Genomic DNA, 15201 nt, shown 5'->3' on the forward strand with positions numbered 1-15201 from the left:
AAGTTTGTCCTATAAATGCCTGCAAGCTTTTGGACTCTCTTATTCTATCAGGAGGTTATTTTTTTACACAACCCGCATTTTAGTTCATTACAGGAATGCTGCCCCGTTAGTTTAAGAACAATCTTTCACATACTTATATTTATTTCCATATATTTCATATCTACCTTTTAAATTTACTTTCCTACATCTATTTTAGCAAGTGTTTTAACAACGTCACAGAACTCTAACTAAAAAAGCGATATACAATAAAAACCCTAACTATAAAAACTTCTTTAATAACTTCACTAATAACCTTACATCTGTTTAATCATTTTCCTTTTTGAATTACCCCGTTTCAAAAAGTACAAAAATCCACACAGCCTATATTTAAGGCTTTCTTTTATGTAAGAATAATTTATTTCCCCTTCTCTACTGCCCGCCGCTTTATATTAAAATTCCTATTGTCCCACATGTCCAGACTTTTTAATTTAAAAATCAGATACATCATCTGTCACTACTATCGTAATTTCCTCAACATCTGTGTTATGAGTTATGCTTATTAAAACCTCATCATTGCTTTCACCTTCAAGCAAGGTAGCTTTTATTGTATTATTTATTTTTCCCTCAACATCCTCATACGTGTATGATACCTTGGCTTGATTGTACCCCTTACCATAAACGTACTCTGATCCATCATCTGAACTAAGGTGATACAAACCTGCTTCATTATCATCTTTCGCATTTTTCAACCAGTCATTAACTTCATCTGAATACTCTTCGTCGAGAGATAAATACTCATACTCAACGATGGAATCACTATTAGTATCATCATCCGAACCTTGTTGACACCCAACTAAAAATAACAAAAAAAATGTAGTGAACCCTACAGCTAATCGTCTTAGTAACATTCTTATCCCGCTCTCGTTTACATTTCTTTCCTCTATCATGTAATAACTTCTTCACCATTTACAGATCTATGAATGATACGACAATGGCAAGCACCATTATTTCCATTAATAATAAAGCAATGAACCCCCGAACTGAATGAAACCTAACCTGAAGATAATAAAAAAAAGACCATACGATAGCTACTGACAATGGAAAAACAAGAATGCGCAAATACTCAAGACCCCCGAAAGCCAATACACCCCACGCAAAATACAGACTAAATCCTATGGTGATAATTCCAAATAAAATATTGAACACATGAATAACAGTCTTACTCATGGAATCCCCCTCAGTTTGTATGTTCTCTCCCTTAAAAGATTAAATCCCTCGAGCGTTTTACCGCTTTCATTTTAACATTAATTTCCAATGCATTCATCGGAATTTCAAAAAATATTTTTTATTATTTTAATGTAGTAAAATTTTAAACTTATATCGAATATATGCTGCTTGAAAAATAATATGGAACGGACATAAAATGGATAAGAGATGATAAAAAAGCAATAATCCTTCTTGGACTACTGCTTCTGTTAATTTAATATTCGTATTGTAAGATCAAAAAGTTATACTAGAAAATATATTGCAACTCCCACAATACCAGTTGTGATAACCCCAGTAACAAGCGTTATTAAATATTCTTTAGAATCTTTTAGGTAGATTTTTTGCATGACGGAACGGAATGTAAATAGAGAAAGCGCAAAGATGATGATGGCTGTTATATTGCCTACGAAGTTGTATGTATCGTTTACAAAGATGAGGACAAATAAAATAACAATTAGCAAAGTATGTAAGTTGGCATGTAATTTATTAACATGGAAATCTGAATTAGATTCCTTTTTAACTCCTAAGACAGTTCTTGTTATCTTTTCAATACCATATAAACAAGCTACTAGAATTAAAGTAATCATAAAAATACCAATTAAATCCTGCAACGTTTACACCACCTGTGACTATTTTCTACAGACCTATCCCCCATACTAACACAATAATAAGTTAATAATGATGACGTCCAAATAAAAAAGGACGATCTGTTAAGATCGCCCTCTATATCTCTCCCTAATATTTTGTTTCAATTAACCTTTGAATTTACTTCTTCCAGTATTGCAACTGGATTGAATCCGGAAATCCATTTTCCATTAATATGAATTTGAGGAACTGTAAACCTACGTGTTTTTCCTATCAATTTCAAGAGTTCTATTGGATGCAAGTCCACATTAACTTCTTTATATTCGATTCTCATACTGGTTAAAAATTCTTTAACCATGCCACATACTGGACAAGTCATAGTGGTATAGACTGTTATATCATTATTCATTACTGACTACCTCAATTTCCATTGATTAATAGGTTCCGGAAAATCGTTTTAAATCCAGGCACTCATGCCACCCTTTACGTTGTAAATCTTCTCAAATCCTTGCTTTTTCAGCATCTTGGCAGCTTTTGCACTGCGCATACCACTTTGGCAGATGACAACAACTTCTTTCTCTTTATCTAGCGCCTCGATCTTACTGGAAAGATGATTCAAAGGGATGTTTATAAACGGTTTGCGATGATTAGTTTTATATTCACCCGGCGTCCGAACATCAATAAACTGTACATCGCTATTCTTAAATTTATCCTTCGCCTCTTGGGTACTTATATTCGTAATACCTTTAACAGGCAGGAATCGATTAGCGAAAAATACAACCACGATAAGCAGGAAAATCCATTCCATTACTCTGTTTCCCCTTTCCAATCCAACATGCCGCCGGCCATATTGGTTACTACATAACCATGTTGGCTGAGAAACTCACACGCTTTACCGCTTCTGCCACCGGACCGACATACGATGTAGTAATGTTCGTCTTTTTCCAATTCACCTACGCGGTCTGGGATTTCACCGAGCGGAATATGTTTTGCACCAGGAATCTTACCAGCAGCAACCTCCACGTCTTCTCTTACGTCGATAAGATTTATTTTATCGTCTGCTGCTAGTTTATCTTCTAATTCTTTTGCTGTAATTTCTTTCATTATTATGCCTCCAATTATCTCACCATACCCTCATGGGTATTATTTCATTTAAAAAGAAAAGTTCACCAACTCTTCTTTCTGTCCCATGAATGGTGAACTTATCTACTTTTGACCAACAGATTGATAGCTTCCTTCACTACCTCTGATGTATTTTCGCCTTTTTCTATATTTTCCCGGACACATTGCTCCAGGTTCGTACTGACAATCACTCCAATGGTGCGGTCAATCGCACTTCTTGAAGCAGACAGCTGTGTAACGACATCACGACAATCTTCATTTTTCTCAATCATCGCTAAAACACCTTTAATTTGTCCTTCAATCCGTTTTAATCGATTTACAATTGATTTATCGTACTCCATTTATGTCACTCCTTCACATGGCAACGAAGATCATGATCTATCTGATATCCTTTGCTTATATATAAGTTAAGCTCTGGCCTAGAGGAATTCAGTTGTAGAACTTTACATAGAGTTATTTTCTCTACAGGGAGATACCCAGAATAACTCCCACTAAGCCTATCAAGATTCATTTTATACCCCACAAGGTATATCGTCAAGCCAACTACATCAAGATATCAAGCCAGATCTTGACAGCTGTACCTGCTATCATCATTGCTAAAATGACTTGTAATATACCTGTTTTCATCCGTTTACCAACCTTTGCCCCCAGTGGCGCTGCTAGTATGCTTGCGATGATCATAATGAGAGCTGGCCAATAGTCCACTTGTCCGGTAACTAGTTTACCAGCGCTTCCCCCAATCGAGGATATCAACGTCACAGCCAGACTCGTCGCAATAGTCATCCGTGTTGGAATGCGGAGGACAGTCAACATGATAGGTACAAGCAGAAAACCTCCTGCTGCCCCTACTACTCCAGAGGCGATTCCTACCACGAAAGCTAAGACTGCTGCAAGTGGTTTATTAAAAGTCACTTCATCTAGTGGTACATCATCCACTTGTTTCTTCGGTATAAACATCATCACCGCGGCAATAACAGCAAGGATACCATACACGATATTCACTGCCTGTTCAGTCAAGTAGCTGGATCCAAAACTACCAATCAAACTACCTATCAGGATGGCTCCACCCATATAAAGGATGAGTTGTTTATTCAAGTAACCGCCTTTTCTGTATGCCCACACTCCTGCAATCGAAGCGAACAACACTTGTACGGCACTGATTCCAGAAACTTCATGGGCTGTGAATGCCGCGAGACCGAACAACGGCGGTATATACAACAGCATCGGATATTTAATAATCGAGCCGCCGACACCGAGCATCCCTGATATAAATGAGCCAATAAATCCAATTGCAAATACGACAATAATAAAAGTTATCTCCATTAACAGTCCTTCTTTCTACTATAGAAAAGCGAGTAGGAACTGCTGCTCTCTATCTGGTTTTTACGTTGCTTTCTGTATATAAAAGTAAAGAACATCGGCTTCTGTTTTTTGCTGGATGATGGTATGACCACCTGCTGTTGCCCATGCAGGGATATCGTTTATTGCACCTTTATCTGTTACAAGTACTTCAAGCACTTCCCCAGAAGAAATGCTATCCATCGCCTTTTTCGTTTTCACGATCGGCATCGGACATGCCAAGCCTTTAGCATCCAATGTTTTCGTAATGTTCATATCGCATTGCTCCTTTATCATTTAAAATGTTTGGTGTAAAAAACCAAATTGGTCTTTTACACCAAACGATTATGACTTTCTAGCGAACCGCACAACGATTCGGTCCGATTTCCATTTCGGTTTGTTCGTCTTCATCAGGAGCGATTTTACCCATGTTTATTTGACGAATCTGTTCATGTGCATTTGGTTGTGGTGGCAGGTTATCTGTCACAGTACGGCGGAATTCGGCTTCGTCTTCGATATTTAAACCATGATTCTCTTTAAATAAATCGCCTAATCTTCTCGCTACGGTACCATCTTCATTCAACTCATCGATGATCATAAAGTGTGCAGGTAATACGACCAGGTCTTCCGCCAACTCACGGTAACGCTTATACAAGGTTTCACGCAGATCGCCGACCCAATCTTCTGCCTTACCAGCTAAATCTGGCCGACCGATGGAGTCCATAAATAAAATGTCACCTGTCAGTAAAAATCGATTATCAATGACAAATGATGTGGAACCGATAGTATGCCCCGGTGAATACAAGGCTTCTACATTGATTTGTGAAGCCCCTACCTTCACGTTTAAACGCTCTGTTAAGGGTGTGTACGGAAATACTACTTCTGTCGCATCCTTAGGCGGCAAATAATACGTTGCACCTGTTTCAGCGGCAATATGACGCCCTCCTGAAATATGATCGGCATGCAGGTGGGTGTCAAACACATGCTTAATATCCACACCTTTTTCTTTTGCAAAATCTAGGAATACATCGGTGAAACGCACCGCATCTATAATGGCAGCCTCTCCATCAGAAATAATCATGTAGGATAAACAGCCTTTCCCAAGGCGAACAAATTGATAAAGTTCTCCGCCATTTTTTAAATCCGCAACTTTAATAGGTTCCAAATAGCTGCTCCAAGCTCGCATTCCACCTTCCAGATAGCCTACTTCACGCCCAGCTTCCGACAGCATTTCTGCCACCATAATGGAAGATCCTTCTTTGGCACATACGACCAACACTTCTTTGTCTGCTGGAATTTTCGTGAGAACCTCATCGACGCCATCCAGCAATTCAAAATAAGGAATGTTTACATACTCAAAGTTTTGTCCTTCTATTTTCCAATCTTCAAATGCATCGGTGTTACGCACATCTAAGATAAAAAGTTCTTCCTGGTCAATTACCTTTCGAGCAACTTTTGCTGCTGTCCATTTGTTTACTGTCATACTTCCCTTTACCCCCCTAGGTATATTTTCCACCAAAATATTTACAGTAGATCATTGCTCTACTGCATGAGTTTTTTCGGTAATCCATTAGAACGTCAGTGTCGGTGCTGCATCTTTCGAAAACTCCAAGAAAGTGACCGCTCCACCAACTTCAATGCCATCCACGAAATCTTCTTTCGTAAGTCCCATGACATCCATCGTCATTTGACAAGCGATGAATGTTACACCCAGTTCTTGCGCCATTTCCACTAATTCTGGGATGGAAGGGATGTTGGCTTTTTCAAATCCTTCCGCAAAATGTTCTTTTCCTTCCGGCATTTCCAAGTTATGCATCGCTTGTTTGTGGATCAAATTCAAACCTTCAAACGTGAAGAAAATCTGCACCTCTTTATCCGAAGCCGCTGCGGCTGTTGCAATATTAAATACTTTGTATGCATCAAACAGTCCACCGTTTGCTGCGATAATAGCTACTTTATTAGACATATTGTATTCCTCCTATATTTCCTTTTCTATTTTTCCGTCCCACTCCGTCATACCTGGCAGAACGTTATATACTTTTTTGAAGCCATTCTTCGCTAAAAGTTGTGCAGCCAAATCAGAGCGTTTCCCTGTCCGGCAAATCACATATACTTCTTTTTCTTTATCTAATTCCGTCATACGAGAATCTAATTCTCCGAGTGGAATGGATATGGCACCTTCGATATGACCAAAGGAATATTCCGCTGCCTCACGAACATCTAAGATTAACCCTTCCTGAGATTGTATTTCATCTAGTGGAATCGTATGTTCAAATGTTTTTTCCACTTCCGGTTCATTCGTACCTTTGCGGATATAATGATAAAGAACATCAGCTTCTTCCACTGTTCCTAAATACTGATGTCCTACTGAACTTGACCAAGCAGCTAAATCTGCTATCGACCCTTTGTCAGTGGCCTGAACTTCCAATACGTGTCCTTCTTCCAGATCGTTCATTGCTTTTTTTGTTTTCACAATCGGCATGGGACAGGCAAGTCCTTTCGCATCAAGATATTGATTAGCTTGAATCATTCGTTTACCCCCCAAGGTATTATTTTGATAAAGCATCTCCACATACCCCGCAGGGTATGTGAGTTAATAAAAAAATATAGTCGTTCGTAACGACGTTTTAAGTTTCCTTGATTTCTCCGCGGGAAATCTATTACAAGATTTATAATATACCCCCGCGGGTATATTGTCAACCTCTATACATTTCTTCCATTTATGATGACTATACAACTGCTTCTAATTTCAACAAAAAAGGGCGCATTTCCTTCCTTGAAATGCTACCCATCTATTCAGCGGATTTAATTAACAAGAGCATTGCCGACCATAATGGAGAACATGACGGTCAATAATATACCAATCAAACTACAAATAATACCTGCAATAGCTTTTCCTTTTCCAATTTGATTGGATTGGTTAACATCTTTTAACCCTAATAATCCAAAAATCAATCCAATAATACCAACTATTACTCCCAATCCAAAAAGAGAAGTAATCATAGAAAAAATACCTAGAATCAGTGCTGCCATACATTTTTTATTATTCTTGATCTCACTATCATATGAAACATCTAAATTGCTCAATTTACCCACCCTTTGTTCTTTCTTTTGTCTTTTACAATAATATCACTTCTAACCGTATTCTTTAACTCTTACAGACTATCAAAAGTAATCTCTTTACTCGGAAGAACATCAGCAAACCACCGCAGCACACCGTTATGATGATCAATAATTTGCTGGGCAGTAATGTCTTCAGAATCCCATGTACTGTGCGTATCAGAAGCTAGCGTGACCTTATATCCCAAACTGAATGCTCTTCTACAAGTCGTATCAATGCACACTTCTGTTTGAATTCCCGAGATTACTAGATGTTCAATCCCCCGTTTTTTAAGTTCTTGATCTAATGAGGTGTCCAGAAAAGAATCAGGATTATGTTTTTGGATGATGATATCCTGATTTTCTGGCATGATATCAGAATGAATCTCCCAAGCCTTCGTGCCATGTTGTAATTCACCATTTGGTTCATTATGCTGGATATAAAAAATTGGTGCATCCGTAGAACGTGCTTGCTTAATCAAATACTTAACATGTTGCAGTAAACTTTCCCCTTTGTAGACAACATCACCTTCTAGAAACATTCCATTCTGAACATCGATAATCAGTAATGCTTTTTTCATATTCTCCTCCTAAAATACTGGCTTGTTTTCTCTTCTTACAAGGGACGCAACCATTAAGAAGGTGCCTGTAATTCTTCTGACTGCAGTACCAAAGCTGTTAAGCCCTTCTCACTCCCGCTTCTATGACCTTCACCTTTGTTCCAAAATACACCGTCTCCACTTTTTAGATATACTCTTTGTTCATCTTCCCCTTCCACCCATCCTTCGCCATTTACTACGATGAATAACTGCGGGACGGGTGCTTGGTGATACCCAACGACACCACCTTTTTCGATATGTATAAATCCTATATTGGTCGGTTCTTCCGTCCGTAACACCTTTGAATAACTAGCTAATATCGAATGATACTTACTAATTTTATTTCCTGCTTCTGATCGAAATGTATATAATTGCAATCTTTTTCTCTCCTTCTCCTGAATGCCCTAAATAAATAATTCGACAAACATGCCGATTCCCCTTTTAGAAAAAGTCCGTTTTAGAAATAATTTCCATCTTCCTCTTGACAGAAGGGAAAAACTAGATTATTCTTTACCTATAAATTTTAAAAATTAAATTAGTTTGATTTTCTTATCCAGAGAGGTGGAGGGACTGGCCCTTTGAAGCCTCGGCAACAGACTTGCTTCATGCAAGAACTGTGCTAATTCCAGCAGGCGTGTGCCTGAAAGATAAGAAGAGCCGTTCGACTATTTTTGTTGAATTCACCCTCTTCTTATATCGAGAAGAGGGTTTTTATTTTATTGAAAACAATCAGGATTGGAGGGTTAATTTTTTTTATAAATCATATTTCGATGGGGAGGTTGGGGCTTGAATAAATATGACCGCACCAAAATTGAACATATTTTAGCGAAGTTGGAAGAGCTCGAATACGGAAGTTTAACGATCACCGTACATGATGGGAAAATTACTCAAATTGACACGACAGAGAAAAAACGGTTTCCATTGCAGGAAAAAGCAATCCGTAAATAAGGCGATTGCATCAACCATGATAGACAATAGCGTTTCCCAGTATGATCGACTTTCCATACAACTTCATTGCCGATTCGACAACGAAAGGTACTTGTGATGAGGATACATTTCTATCCTAATTGCAATGTGCCTTTTTTATATGGCTGAAGTTACGGAATGGGGCGTTTCAAAATTACAGTAATGACGAGGAGAGGATTAGATTGAGTACAACATTAACAACGAAAACCGGGCAATTGGATATTTATTCGGAAGCTTTTGATGAGGTCATTGAGGCGATTCGGGCGGATTATGATTGGAGAAATAAGAAAGGTGGCAGGCAACATCCATGGACAGGGGTGCAGATACTAAAAGATTTCCGGTTCGGCGCCATTACACTGCCGAAGGAGTTGGGTGGTGCCGGAGCTTCTATCGAAGAACTATTTACGGCAGTCATTCGGGTTGCGGAGGCAGATCCGGAGCTTGCACATATTTTCCGGGCACATTTCATGACCGTGGAATTTCTATTGAGAAATAAAACTCCTCATCGAGAGCATTTCTTAAAGGAAATTCGCCAAGGAGCGATCATCGGCAATGCATATACCGAGAATTCGAAACACCAAGCTGGCGGCGGGAAATACGACACCCATTTGGTGAAAGAGGGAGACGGATATATTTTACAAGGGGAAAAAGCGTTTACGACCGGAACATATTATGCGGATTTCACAGAAGTTACTGCGATGCTTGGTGATGCCCCTGTGAATGTGATTGTCCCGGTTAAACGAGACGGAGTGACGGTGCGCGATGACTGGGATGGATTCGGCCAAAAAATGACGGGCAGCGGGACGACAAGCTTTGATCGTGTGCGTGTTTCGGCAGAGGAAATATTTGATTCGAATGACAAAAATAATACCTATGCCCCGATTCCACATTTATATCTTCAAGGGATCATTGCCGGGATTTTGAATCGGATTGTTACGGATGCGGTCGAGCTGATTGGCAAGCGGAAGCGGTCCTTTTCACACGGAAACACGACAGACTTAAAACAAGATCCGCAGTTGCAGCAGGTTGTCGGGGAATTATCGAGCTATGCTTTTGCAGCAGAATCCATCGTGCTCACCGCTGCAAGAAGCATCGATACTTCTCGTGCGGACTACAACAATGCTGAAGCAGATCATACGGCCGCACTGAACGGGTCGCAAGTAAAGGTTGCCATAGAAAAACTTGCGCTCGAGGCAGCATCATTACTCTTTGAAGTCGGCAGCGCATCGGCAACAAAACAATCTGCCAACCTGGATAGACATTGGCGCAACATTCGTACCCTTGCTTCCCATAATCCGACACTGTACAAATCAAGGCTGATTGGAAACTATCATATCAACGGAGAATCATTGCCGACAACGGCTTACTTTTAAAAGAAAAAGGAGAGAAATAACATGAGTAAAACATTATCACTTACTGCATTTGTCATGAATACAGCTTCACATATTGTCCATGGTACGTGGCGCGATCCAAGAGGAAAACAGCGGGATTTCAATGATTTAAGCCTCTGGACCTCACTTGCGAAAGAATTGGAAGACGGCGGATTTGACACGATTTTTCTGGCGGATGTCGTTGGTCTGTACGGTGATTATGAAGGCGGCTGGGAAGCTCACGTTCGAAATGGCCTGCAGGTTCCGAGCAATGATCCGTTTACGCTGGCATCAGCCATTGCAGCAACGACAGAACGGCTTGGAGTAGCAGTGACAGCTGGTGTTTTTCAGCAACCTCCCTACAATTTTGCCAGACAAATATCAACGCTCGACCATCTTTCCCGCGGCCGTGTCGCTTGGAATATTGTGACCGGGTATTTGGAGAACGGCTTTAGAAATTACGGCTACGAAGGGATGCTTCCACATGACGAACGATATGATACGGCGGAAGAATATCTCGATGTATTGTACAAATTATGGGAAGGCTCCTGGGATGATGAGGCGTTGAAAAAAGATCGGAAAACTGGGATTTACGCAGATCCGGCGCATGTTCATAAAATTCATCATGAAAGCAAGCATTACAAAGTCGAAGGTCCGCACCTTGTTTCCCCTTCCCCACAACGGACACCGCTCCTATTCCAGGCGGGTGCTTCAACAAGAGGAAAAGCATTTGCGGCAAAACATGCGGAAGCGATTTTCATTAACACACCGAGTCCGAAAGTTGCGAAAAGCCTTATCGCTGAAGTAAGAGAAATAGCGGTGGAAAACGGAAGAAATGGTGAAGATATTCAATTTTTCCAGGGACAATCTTTTGTGATTGGTGAGACCGAAGAAGAAGCGCAGAAAAAGGCAAAGGAGCTGGATGAGATTACCGATCACAAGATGATGATTGCCCACATCGGCGGAGGCATGGGAATCGACTTCGGCAAATGGGATTTGGATACACCGATTGAGGATATTGAAACTGAGGGTGTGCGCGGCATCTTCAACTGGATAAAACAATCGGTCGAAGGACGAAAACCAACCTTACGTGATGTAGCCGACCACCACGGCAAATCAACAAGAATTGTCGGTACTCCAGAACAAATTGCCGACCGGCTGGAAGAGTGGCTGGATGCCGGGGTATCGGGTATTAATGTAATAAACGCCTTTATCCCAAGTTCTTATACGGAATTCATCGAAAAAGTCGTACCAGTATTAGAAGAGCGCGGGTTGCTGAAAGAGAGGGAAGCAAAACCAGAAACACTACGCGGAAGATTGTTCGGCCAGGATCGTCTGAGCGAGCGTCATCCTGCAGCGAAGTATCGCGGAGCTTTTGGAGGAGTGAGAAGTTAAGTTTGGATCGCGGCTCAGTAATTCTATACGACGCATGGAATCACACCTTGATTCCATGCGCTTTTCATTCTTTTTAAAAGCTCGATACCGTTAGCTCATGAAAAACCCCAATAGAAATGGCATGGCAAACAACAAGATAGAACTTAACACCAGTGTCCTAGTGACAATTTTTGAAAGCTTCATCCTACCTTCTCCTTTATACCACCCGGAGAATTGCAGCTTATTTCGATACAAAACAAATAGAAGTATTAAAATGGCAATTGCACCAAACCAAGAATAAACCTCTGTAACTTCATTAATTCTATAAATATTGCCTACAATGAACCAGCCTAATGCACCCAATAAACTCAATAGTAATATTACCCGAATTAATTCTAAGATTGTCCTCATTTGATTTCCCCCAGATGTTTATTCATAAAAATATTTTACCATTAACTTCAACAAAAAGAGCGATAATCCTTCTTGATATGCTCCCCTTAAAGTAGACAGATTAAAAAATAAATATCTGTTTACTATTGGGGGAGTTTTTTTATGTCTAATATTTACTATTCAATTGATTTTAAATATGAAGTAGTCATGGCTTATAAAGGTGGAGGATATTCACTTTCAAAAATCTGTTCAAAGTATCAAATTCAGAAGAATACCGTGTATAGGTGGAATGAGAAATTTGAATTATTTGGGATGGAGGGATTAGCTGATACAAAAATCCGGAAACAGTATTCAAAAGAATTAAAAGAAGCTGCAGTAAGAGATTACTTATCAGGGGAATATTCTCAAAATGAAGTTCTACGAAAGTATGAGATAGCTAGTATGGGGGTACTCGGAAGATGGATTAAAAAGTATAATAGTCATAGTGAATTAAAAGACACGGGAAAAGGGAGATCGAGCACTATGACTAAAGGGAGAAAAACAACTTGGGAAGAAAGAATTGAAATTGTACAAGATGCTTTAACTAACGGAAAGAATTATCAAGAAACAGCCGGAAAGCACCAAGTATCCTATCAACAAGTATACCAATGGGTACGTAAATATGAAGCTGGCGGATGGGATGCGTTAAAAGATGGACGAGGACGTTCTAAAAGTAAAGAAGAATTAACATCTGAAGAGAAAATGAAGTTAGAGATTCTTCGAATCGAAAAAGAGAATGAGCGTTTACGTGCAGAAAATGCTTTTCTAAAAAAGTTAGACGAGATCGAAAGGAGGCGAAAATAAACCAAGTAAGATATGAAGATAGGTATGTCGCAATTAAAGAACTGTATGAGAACGAGAATCTAAGTATTGTTTTACTATGCGATATCGCAGATATTTCACGTGCTGCTTATTATAAATGGTTAAAACGTAAACCTTCTACGAGAGAGCTTGAGAACGAAGAAATCTTAAAAGAAATGAAGACCCTCCATAAAAAAGTAGAGGGCATCTATGGCTATCGTCGAATGACCTTAAATATCAATAGAATGTTTAATCATCAATATAATCATAAACGTATTTTTAGACTAATGAATATTGCAGGGATTCAATCCGTGATACGGAGAAAGAAACCACAATATCAGCGCTCTATTCCTCAACACATTGCAGAGAATGTATTGAATCGTGAGTTTACTTCTGAAAAGCCGAATGAAAAATGGGTAACGGACGTTACCGAGTTCAAATATGGCTCAAGAAAGGCTTATTTAAATGCCATTTTGGATTTACATGATGGTTCAATTATTAGCTATGTTTTAGGACATTCCAATAATAACAAACTTGTATTTCAAACACTTGATGAAGCAATTGGCCAACTAGATGGTGAACATCCACTCATTCATAGCGATCGTGGATTCCAGTACACTTCTCACGGGTTTAAACGAAGATTGAATCAAGCTGGAATGACACAGAGTATGTCTCGTGTAGGAAAATGTATTGATAATGGACCAATGGAGTCTTTCTGGGGAACTCTTAAGTGTGAAAAATATTATTTACATAAGTATGAGTCATTTGAAAACCTCACAAAAGCAATTGATGAATACATTTACTTTTATAATCATGAAAGATATCAAGAAAAACTAAACGGCCTTAGCCCTGTTGAATACAGAACTAAAGCCGCTTAGACTAAATTTTATTATTTCCACTGTCTACTTGACAGGGGGCAGTTCATCTCAGATTAACGCACCCACTAGTTCAGTAGTTTAATTTTTTAAAGCGCCTTTACGATTTTTATTTACTGTCTGTCCATTATTTCCGGTTATTTCAATACTTCTCTCTACCGAAATAAATATGCTTATAAGATTGAACATATTCCTGCCTAATGATAGATATATACTTGAAGAGATTCATCACCGGCTTTCCGGTATATATGGCCTATGGTTTCATTGCTAGAGGTTACTTTTATTTCTATGTCGTAATAATTATCAAATATATCGTATACTAGGTCGGATACGTGCTGCATAAACCCTGTAAGCTCGGAATTACCAAAGAGCTCAATTGGAATTTCTATTGATAGAGTCTGGAGTTGTTTATTAGTAGAAAATCCGCTCCCAGTCAATCCAGTATAATTTGGAAAATATTGTGCAATTTTATCGCCAAAGCGCTTTACGTTCTCATGTTCTTCCAAATGTTTATGTTCGCTTTCCTCGGAAGGAAAGAGAATATATTCCTCATCAATGGTTTCCCAGTTCGTAATTGTATTTTTATCTGTAACGATTGTTCTTGCTACATAATTTCCAGGTATAGGCGAAGACGGCTCGGACTCGCGATATAAAGCGATCATAATAGGGATGTCAGAAAGTCCTTCCAATTCTCTTATATCATCCACTACTCTTTGTGCTACCTCATATCCCTTCCTCATCATACGATTCATATCAATCTCTTCGGTAAAAGATTCACCATGTAGTGGTGCTTGGAAGCTATATACGGACTTTAACGCAATCCCGATGGAGATTCCTGCCAACTCAACCTCTTTTTCACCAACTCTTTTTAAGTAATTTTGTTCTAGAACATGTGAGAAAACCCGTGGATTTTCCCTATGTTTTTTTTCACTCCAATTATCCTTTCTTGCCGGATTAAGTTCGGCAATCCAATTTATAATCGTGTCGTCCGATAAATACTGCCCCTCTTGGAAATAGAATTCACTCGGGTCGAATACATCCATAGAATGACGCCTTAGTCCCACTTCCAATTCATCTATATCTACGCGATTGGATATCTGCGTTGTAATTCTCCCCCTTGCAGCCCCTGTTTTATAGGGAGTAATCATCCGGTACGTTTCTTCTGAGGATTGGCTTCCTAAAACAGGCAGATTTTCCTTCTCATTATCATCTTTTGGTTCTTCCCCAATTTGTGCGCAACTGGATAGGACTACTAAAGCACCTAAAAACCAGATAAGTATCTTTTTCATTTGTAACACCCCTAAGTTTGTCTTTAAAAACTTTATCCCCACAATTCCCCTAGCATCCCAATAATGAGTACTCTAAGGTTTTTTACATACGATTTTAGAGTTTACATTT

General features: G+C 39.2%; 21 protein-coding genes and 1 riboswitch. Of the genes, 4 read left to right on the forward strand and 17 right to left on the reverse strand.

Features of this window, described 5'->3' with window-relative positions:
* Window positions 1–467: 467 nt before the first annotated feature.
* The 15 genes from ACFSBH_RS16470 to ACFSBH_RS16540 all read right to left on the reverse strand — a co-directional run bounded on the left by ACFSBH_RS16470 (window position 468) and on the right by ACFSBH_RS16540 (window position 8365).
* A complete protein-coding gene (locus ACFSBH_RS16470) occupies window positions 468–887 on the reverse strand; it encodes a hypothetical protein (protein ID WP_379598640.1) in 420 nt (139 codons plus the stop codon).
* A gap of 58 nt (window positions 888–945) precedes the next feature.
* Complete coding sequence (locus ACFSBH_RS16475) at window positions 946–1206, reverse strand: hypothetical protein (RefSeq protein ID WP_251515408.1); 261 nt, start codon at window positions 1204–1206, stop codon at window positions 946–948.
* Between the two features lie 281 nt (window positions 1207–1487).
* Window positions 1488–1856, reverse strand: coding sequence for a DUF4181 domain-containing protein (locus ACFSBH_RS16480; RefSeq protein WP_251515406.1), 369 nt, complete (start codon window positions 1854–1856; stop codon window positions 1488–1490).
* A gap of 137 nt (window positions 1857–1993) precedes the next feature.
* The gene (locus ACFSBH_RS16485) at window positions 1994–2239 is read right to left on the reverse strand and encodes a glutaredoxin family protein (RefSeq protein ID WP_251515403.1); all 246 of its coding nucleotides are present in this window, start codon (window positions 2237–2239) and stop codon (window positions 1994–1996) included.
* A gap of 48 nt (window positions 2240–2287) precedes the next feature.
* Window positions 2288–2638 carry a rhodanese-like domain-containing protein gene (locus ACFSBH_RS16490; protein WP_251515399.1) on the reverse strand — a complete coding sequence of 117 codons (351 nt, stop codon included), beginning with the start codon at window positions 2636–2638 and terminating at the stop codon, window positions 2288–2290.
* Window positions 2638–2934: a rhodanese-like domain-containing protein gene (locus tag ACFSBH_RS16495; RefSeq protein ID WP_251515396.1), complete on the reverse strand. Its 297-nt coding sequence runs from the start codon at window positions 2932–2934 to the stop codon at window positions 2638–2640. Before ACFSBH_RS16495 ends, ACFSBH_RS16490 begins: the two co-directional genes overlap by 1 nt.
* A 98-nt stretch (window positions 2935–3032) precedes the next feature.
* A complete protein-coding gene (locus ACFSBH_RS16500) occupies window positions 3033–3293 on the reverse strand; it encodes a metal-sensitive transcriptional regulator (RefSeq protein ID WP_251515394.1) in 261 nt (86 codons plus the stop codon).
* A 202-nt stretch (window positions 3294–3495) separates the two neighbouring features.
* Window positions 3496–4275: a sulfite exporter TauE/SafE family protein gene (locus ACFSBH_RS16505; protein ID WP_251515391.1), complete on the reverse strand. Its 780-nt coding sequence runs from the start codon at window positions 4273–4275 to the stop codon at window positions 3496–3498.
* 60 nt (window positions 4276–4335) lie between these two features.
* A complete protein-coding gene (locus ACFSBH_RS16510) occupies window positions 4336–4566 on the reverse strand; it encodes a sulfurtransferase TusA family protein (RefSeq protein WP_251515388.1) in 231 nt (76 codons plus the stop codon).
* 79 nt (window positions 4567–4645) lie between these two features.
* Window positions 4646–5773: an MBL fold metallo-hydrolase gene (locus ACFSBH_RS16515; protein WP_251515385.1), complete on the reverse strand. Its 1128-nt coding sequence runs from the start codon at window positions 5771–5773 to the stop codon at window positions 4646–4648.
* Between the two features lie 87 nt (window positions 5774–5860).
* A complete protein-coding gene (locus ACFSBH_RS16520; RefSeq protein ID WP_251515382.1) occupies window positions 5861–6256 on the reverse strand; it encodes a DsrE/DsrF/DrsH-like family protein in 396 nt (131 codons plus the stop codon).
* Between the two features lie 12 nt (window positions 6257–6268).
* Entirely contained in the window at window positions 6269–6820 is a 552-nt protein-coding gene (locus tag ACFSBH_RS16525) for a sulfurtransferase TusA family protein (protein WP_251515379.1), read from the reverse strand.
* A 275-nt stretch (window positions 6821–7095) separates the two neighbouring features.
* Window positions 7096–7377, reverse strand: coding sequence for a DUF4190 domain-containing protein (locus tag ACFSBH_RS16530; RefSeq protein ID WP_285853779.1), 282 nt, complete (start codon window positions 7375–7377; stop codon window positions 7096–7098).
* A 68-nt stretch (window positions 7378–7445) separates the two neighbouring features.
* On the reverse strand, window positions 7446–7970 hold the full coding sequence (locus ACFSBH_RS16535) for a cysteine hydrolase family protein (protein ID WP_251515373.1): 525 nt from the start codon (window positions 7968–7970) through the stop codon (window positions 7446–7448).
* 53 nt (window positions 7971–8023) lie between these two features.
* Window positions 8024–8365 (reverse strand): cupin domain-containing protein, encoded by a 342-nt coding sequence (locus tag ACFSBH_RS16540; RefSeq protein WP_251515370.1) that lies wholly within the window; start codon window positions 8363–8365, stop codon window positions 8024–8026.
* A 169-nt stretch (window positions 8366–8534) separates the two neighbouring features.
* A riboswitch (SAM riboswitch) is annotated at window positions 8535–8642 on the forward strand.
* Between the two features lie 132 nt (window positions 8643–8774).
* On the opposite strand from ACFSBH_RS16540, the gene ACFSBH_RS16545 reads away from it, so the two are divergent.
* From ACFSBH_RS16545 to ACFSBH_RS16555, 3 genes are all read left to right on the forward strand, one after another.
* Window positions 8775–8936, forward strand: coding sequence for a YezD family protein (locus ACFSBH_RS16545; RefSeq protein ID WP_251515367.1), 162 nt, complete (start codon window positions 8775–8777; stop codon window positions 8934–8936).
* A 200-nt stretch (window positions 8937–9136) separates the two neighbouring features.
* Window positions 9137–10327, forward strand: a complete 1191-nt coding sequence (locus tag ACFSBH_RS16550; RefSeq protein WP_251515364.1) for an acyl-CoA dehydrogenase family protein — start codon at window positions 9137–9139, stop codon at window positions 10325–10327.
* A 21-nt stretch (window positions 10328–10348) separates the two neighbouring features.
* Window positions 10349–11719, forward strand: a complete 1371-nt coding sequence (locus ACFSBH_RS16555) for an LLM class flavin-dependent oxidoreductase (RefSeq protein ID WP_251515361.1) — start codon at window positions 10349–10351, stop codon at window positions 11717–11719.
* Between the two features lie 90 nt (window positions 11720–11809).
* Here the strand turns inward: ACFSBH_RS16555 and ACFSBH_RS16560 are convergent, their stop codons facing one another.
* Window positions 11810–12109 carry a hypothetical protein gene (locus ACFSBH_RS16560; RefSeq protein ID WP_251515347.1) on the reverse strand — a complete coding sequence of 100 codons (300 nt, stop codon included), beginning with the start codon at window positions 12107–12109 and terminating at the stop codon, window positions 11810–11812.
* Between the two features lie 141 nt (window positions 12110–12250).
* Here ACFSBH_RS16560 and ACFSBH_RS16565 point away from each other — a divergent pair.
* A protein-coding gene (locus tag ACFSBH_RS16565) for an IS3 family transposase (protein WP_379598648.1) occupies window positions 12251–13806 on the forward strand; the annotation gives its coding sequence in 2 pieces (ribosomal slippage) (window positions 12251–12884 and window positions 12884–13806; 1557 coding nt in all).
* A gap of 194 nt (window positions 13807–14000) precedes the next feature.
* On the opposite strand, the gene ACFSBH_RS16570 is transcribed toward ACFSBH_RS16565, so the two are convergent.
* Window positions 14001–15092 carry a CamS family sex pheromone protein gene (locus tag ACFSBH_RS16570; protein ID WP_379598650.1) on the reverse strand — a complete coding sequence of 364 codons (1092 nt, stop codon included), beginning with the start codon at window positions 15090–15092 and terminating at the stop codon, window positions 14001–14003.
* Window positions 15093–15201: the final 109 nt, after the last annotated feature.

This window comes from Oceanobacillus luteolus (assembly GCF_042678205.1).
GTDB lineage: Bacteria > Bacillota > Bacilli > Bacillales > Amphibacillaceae > Oceanobacillus > Oceanobacillus luteolus.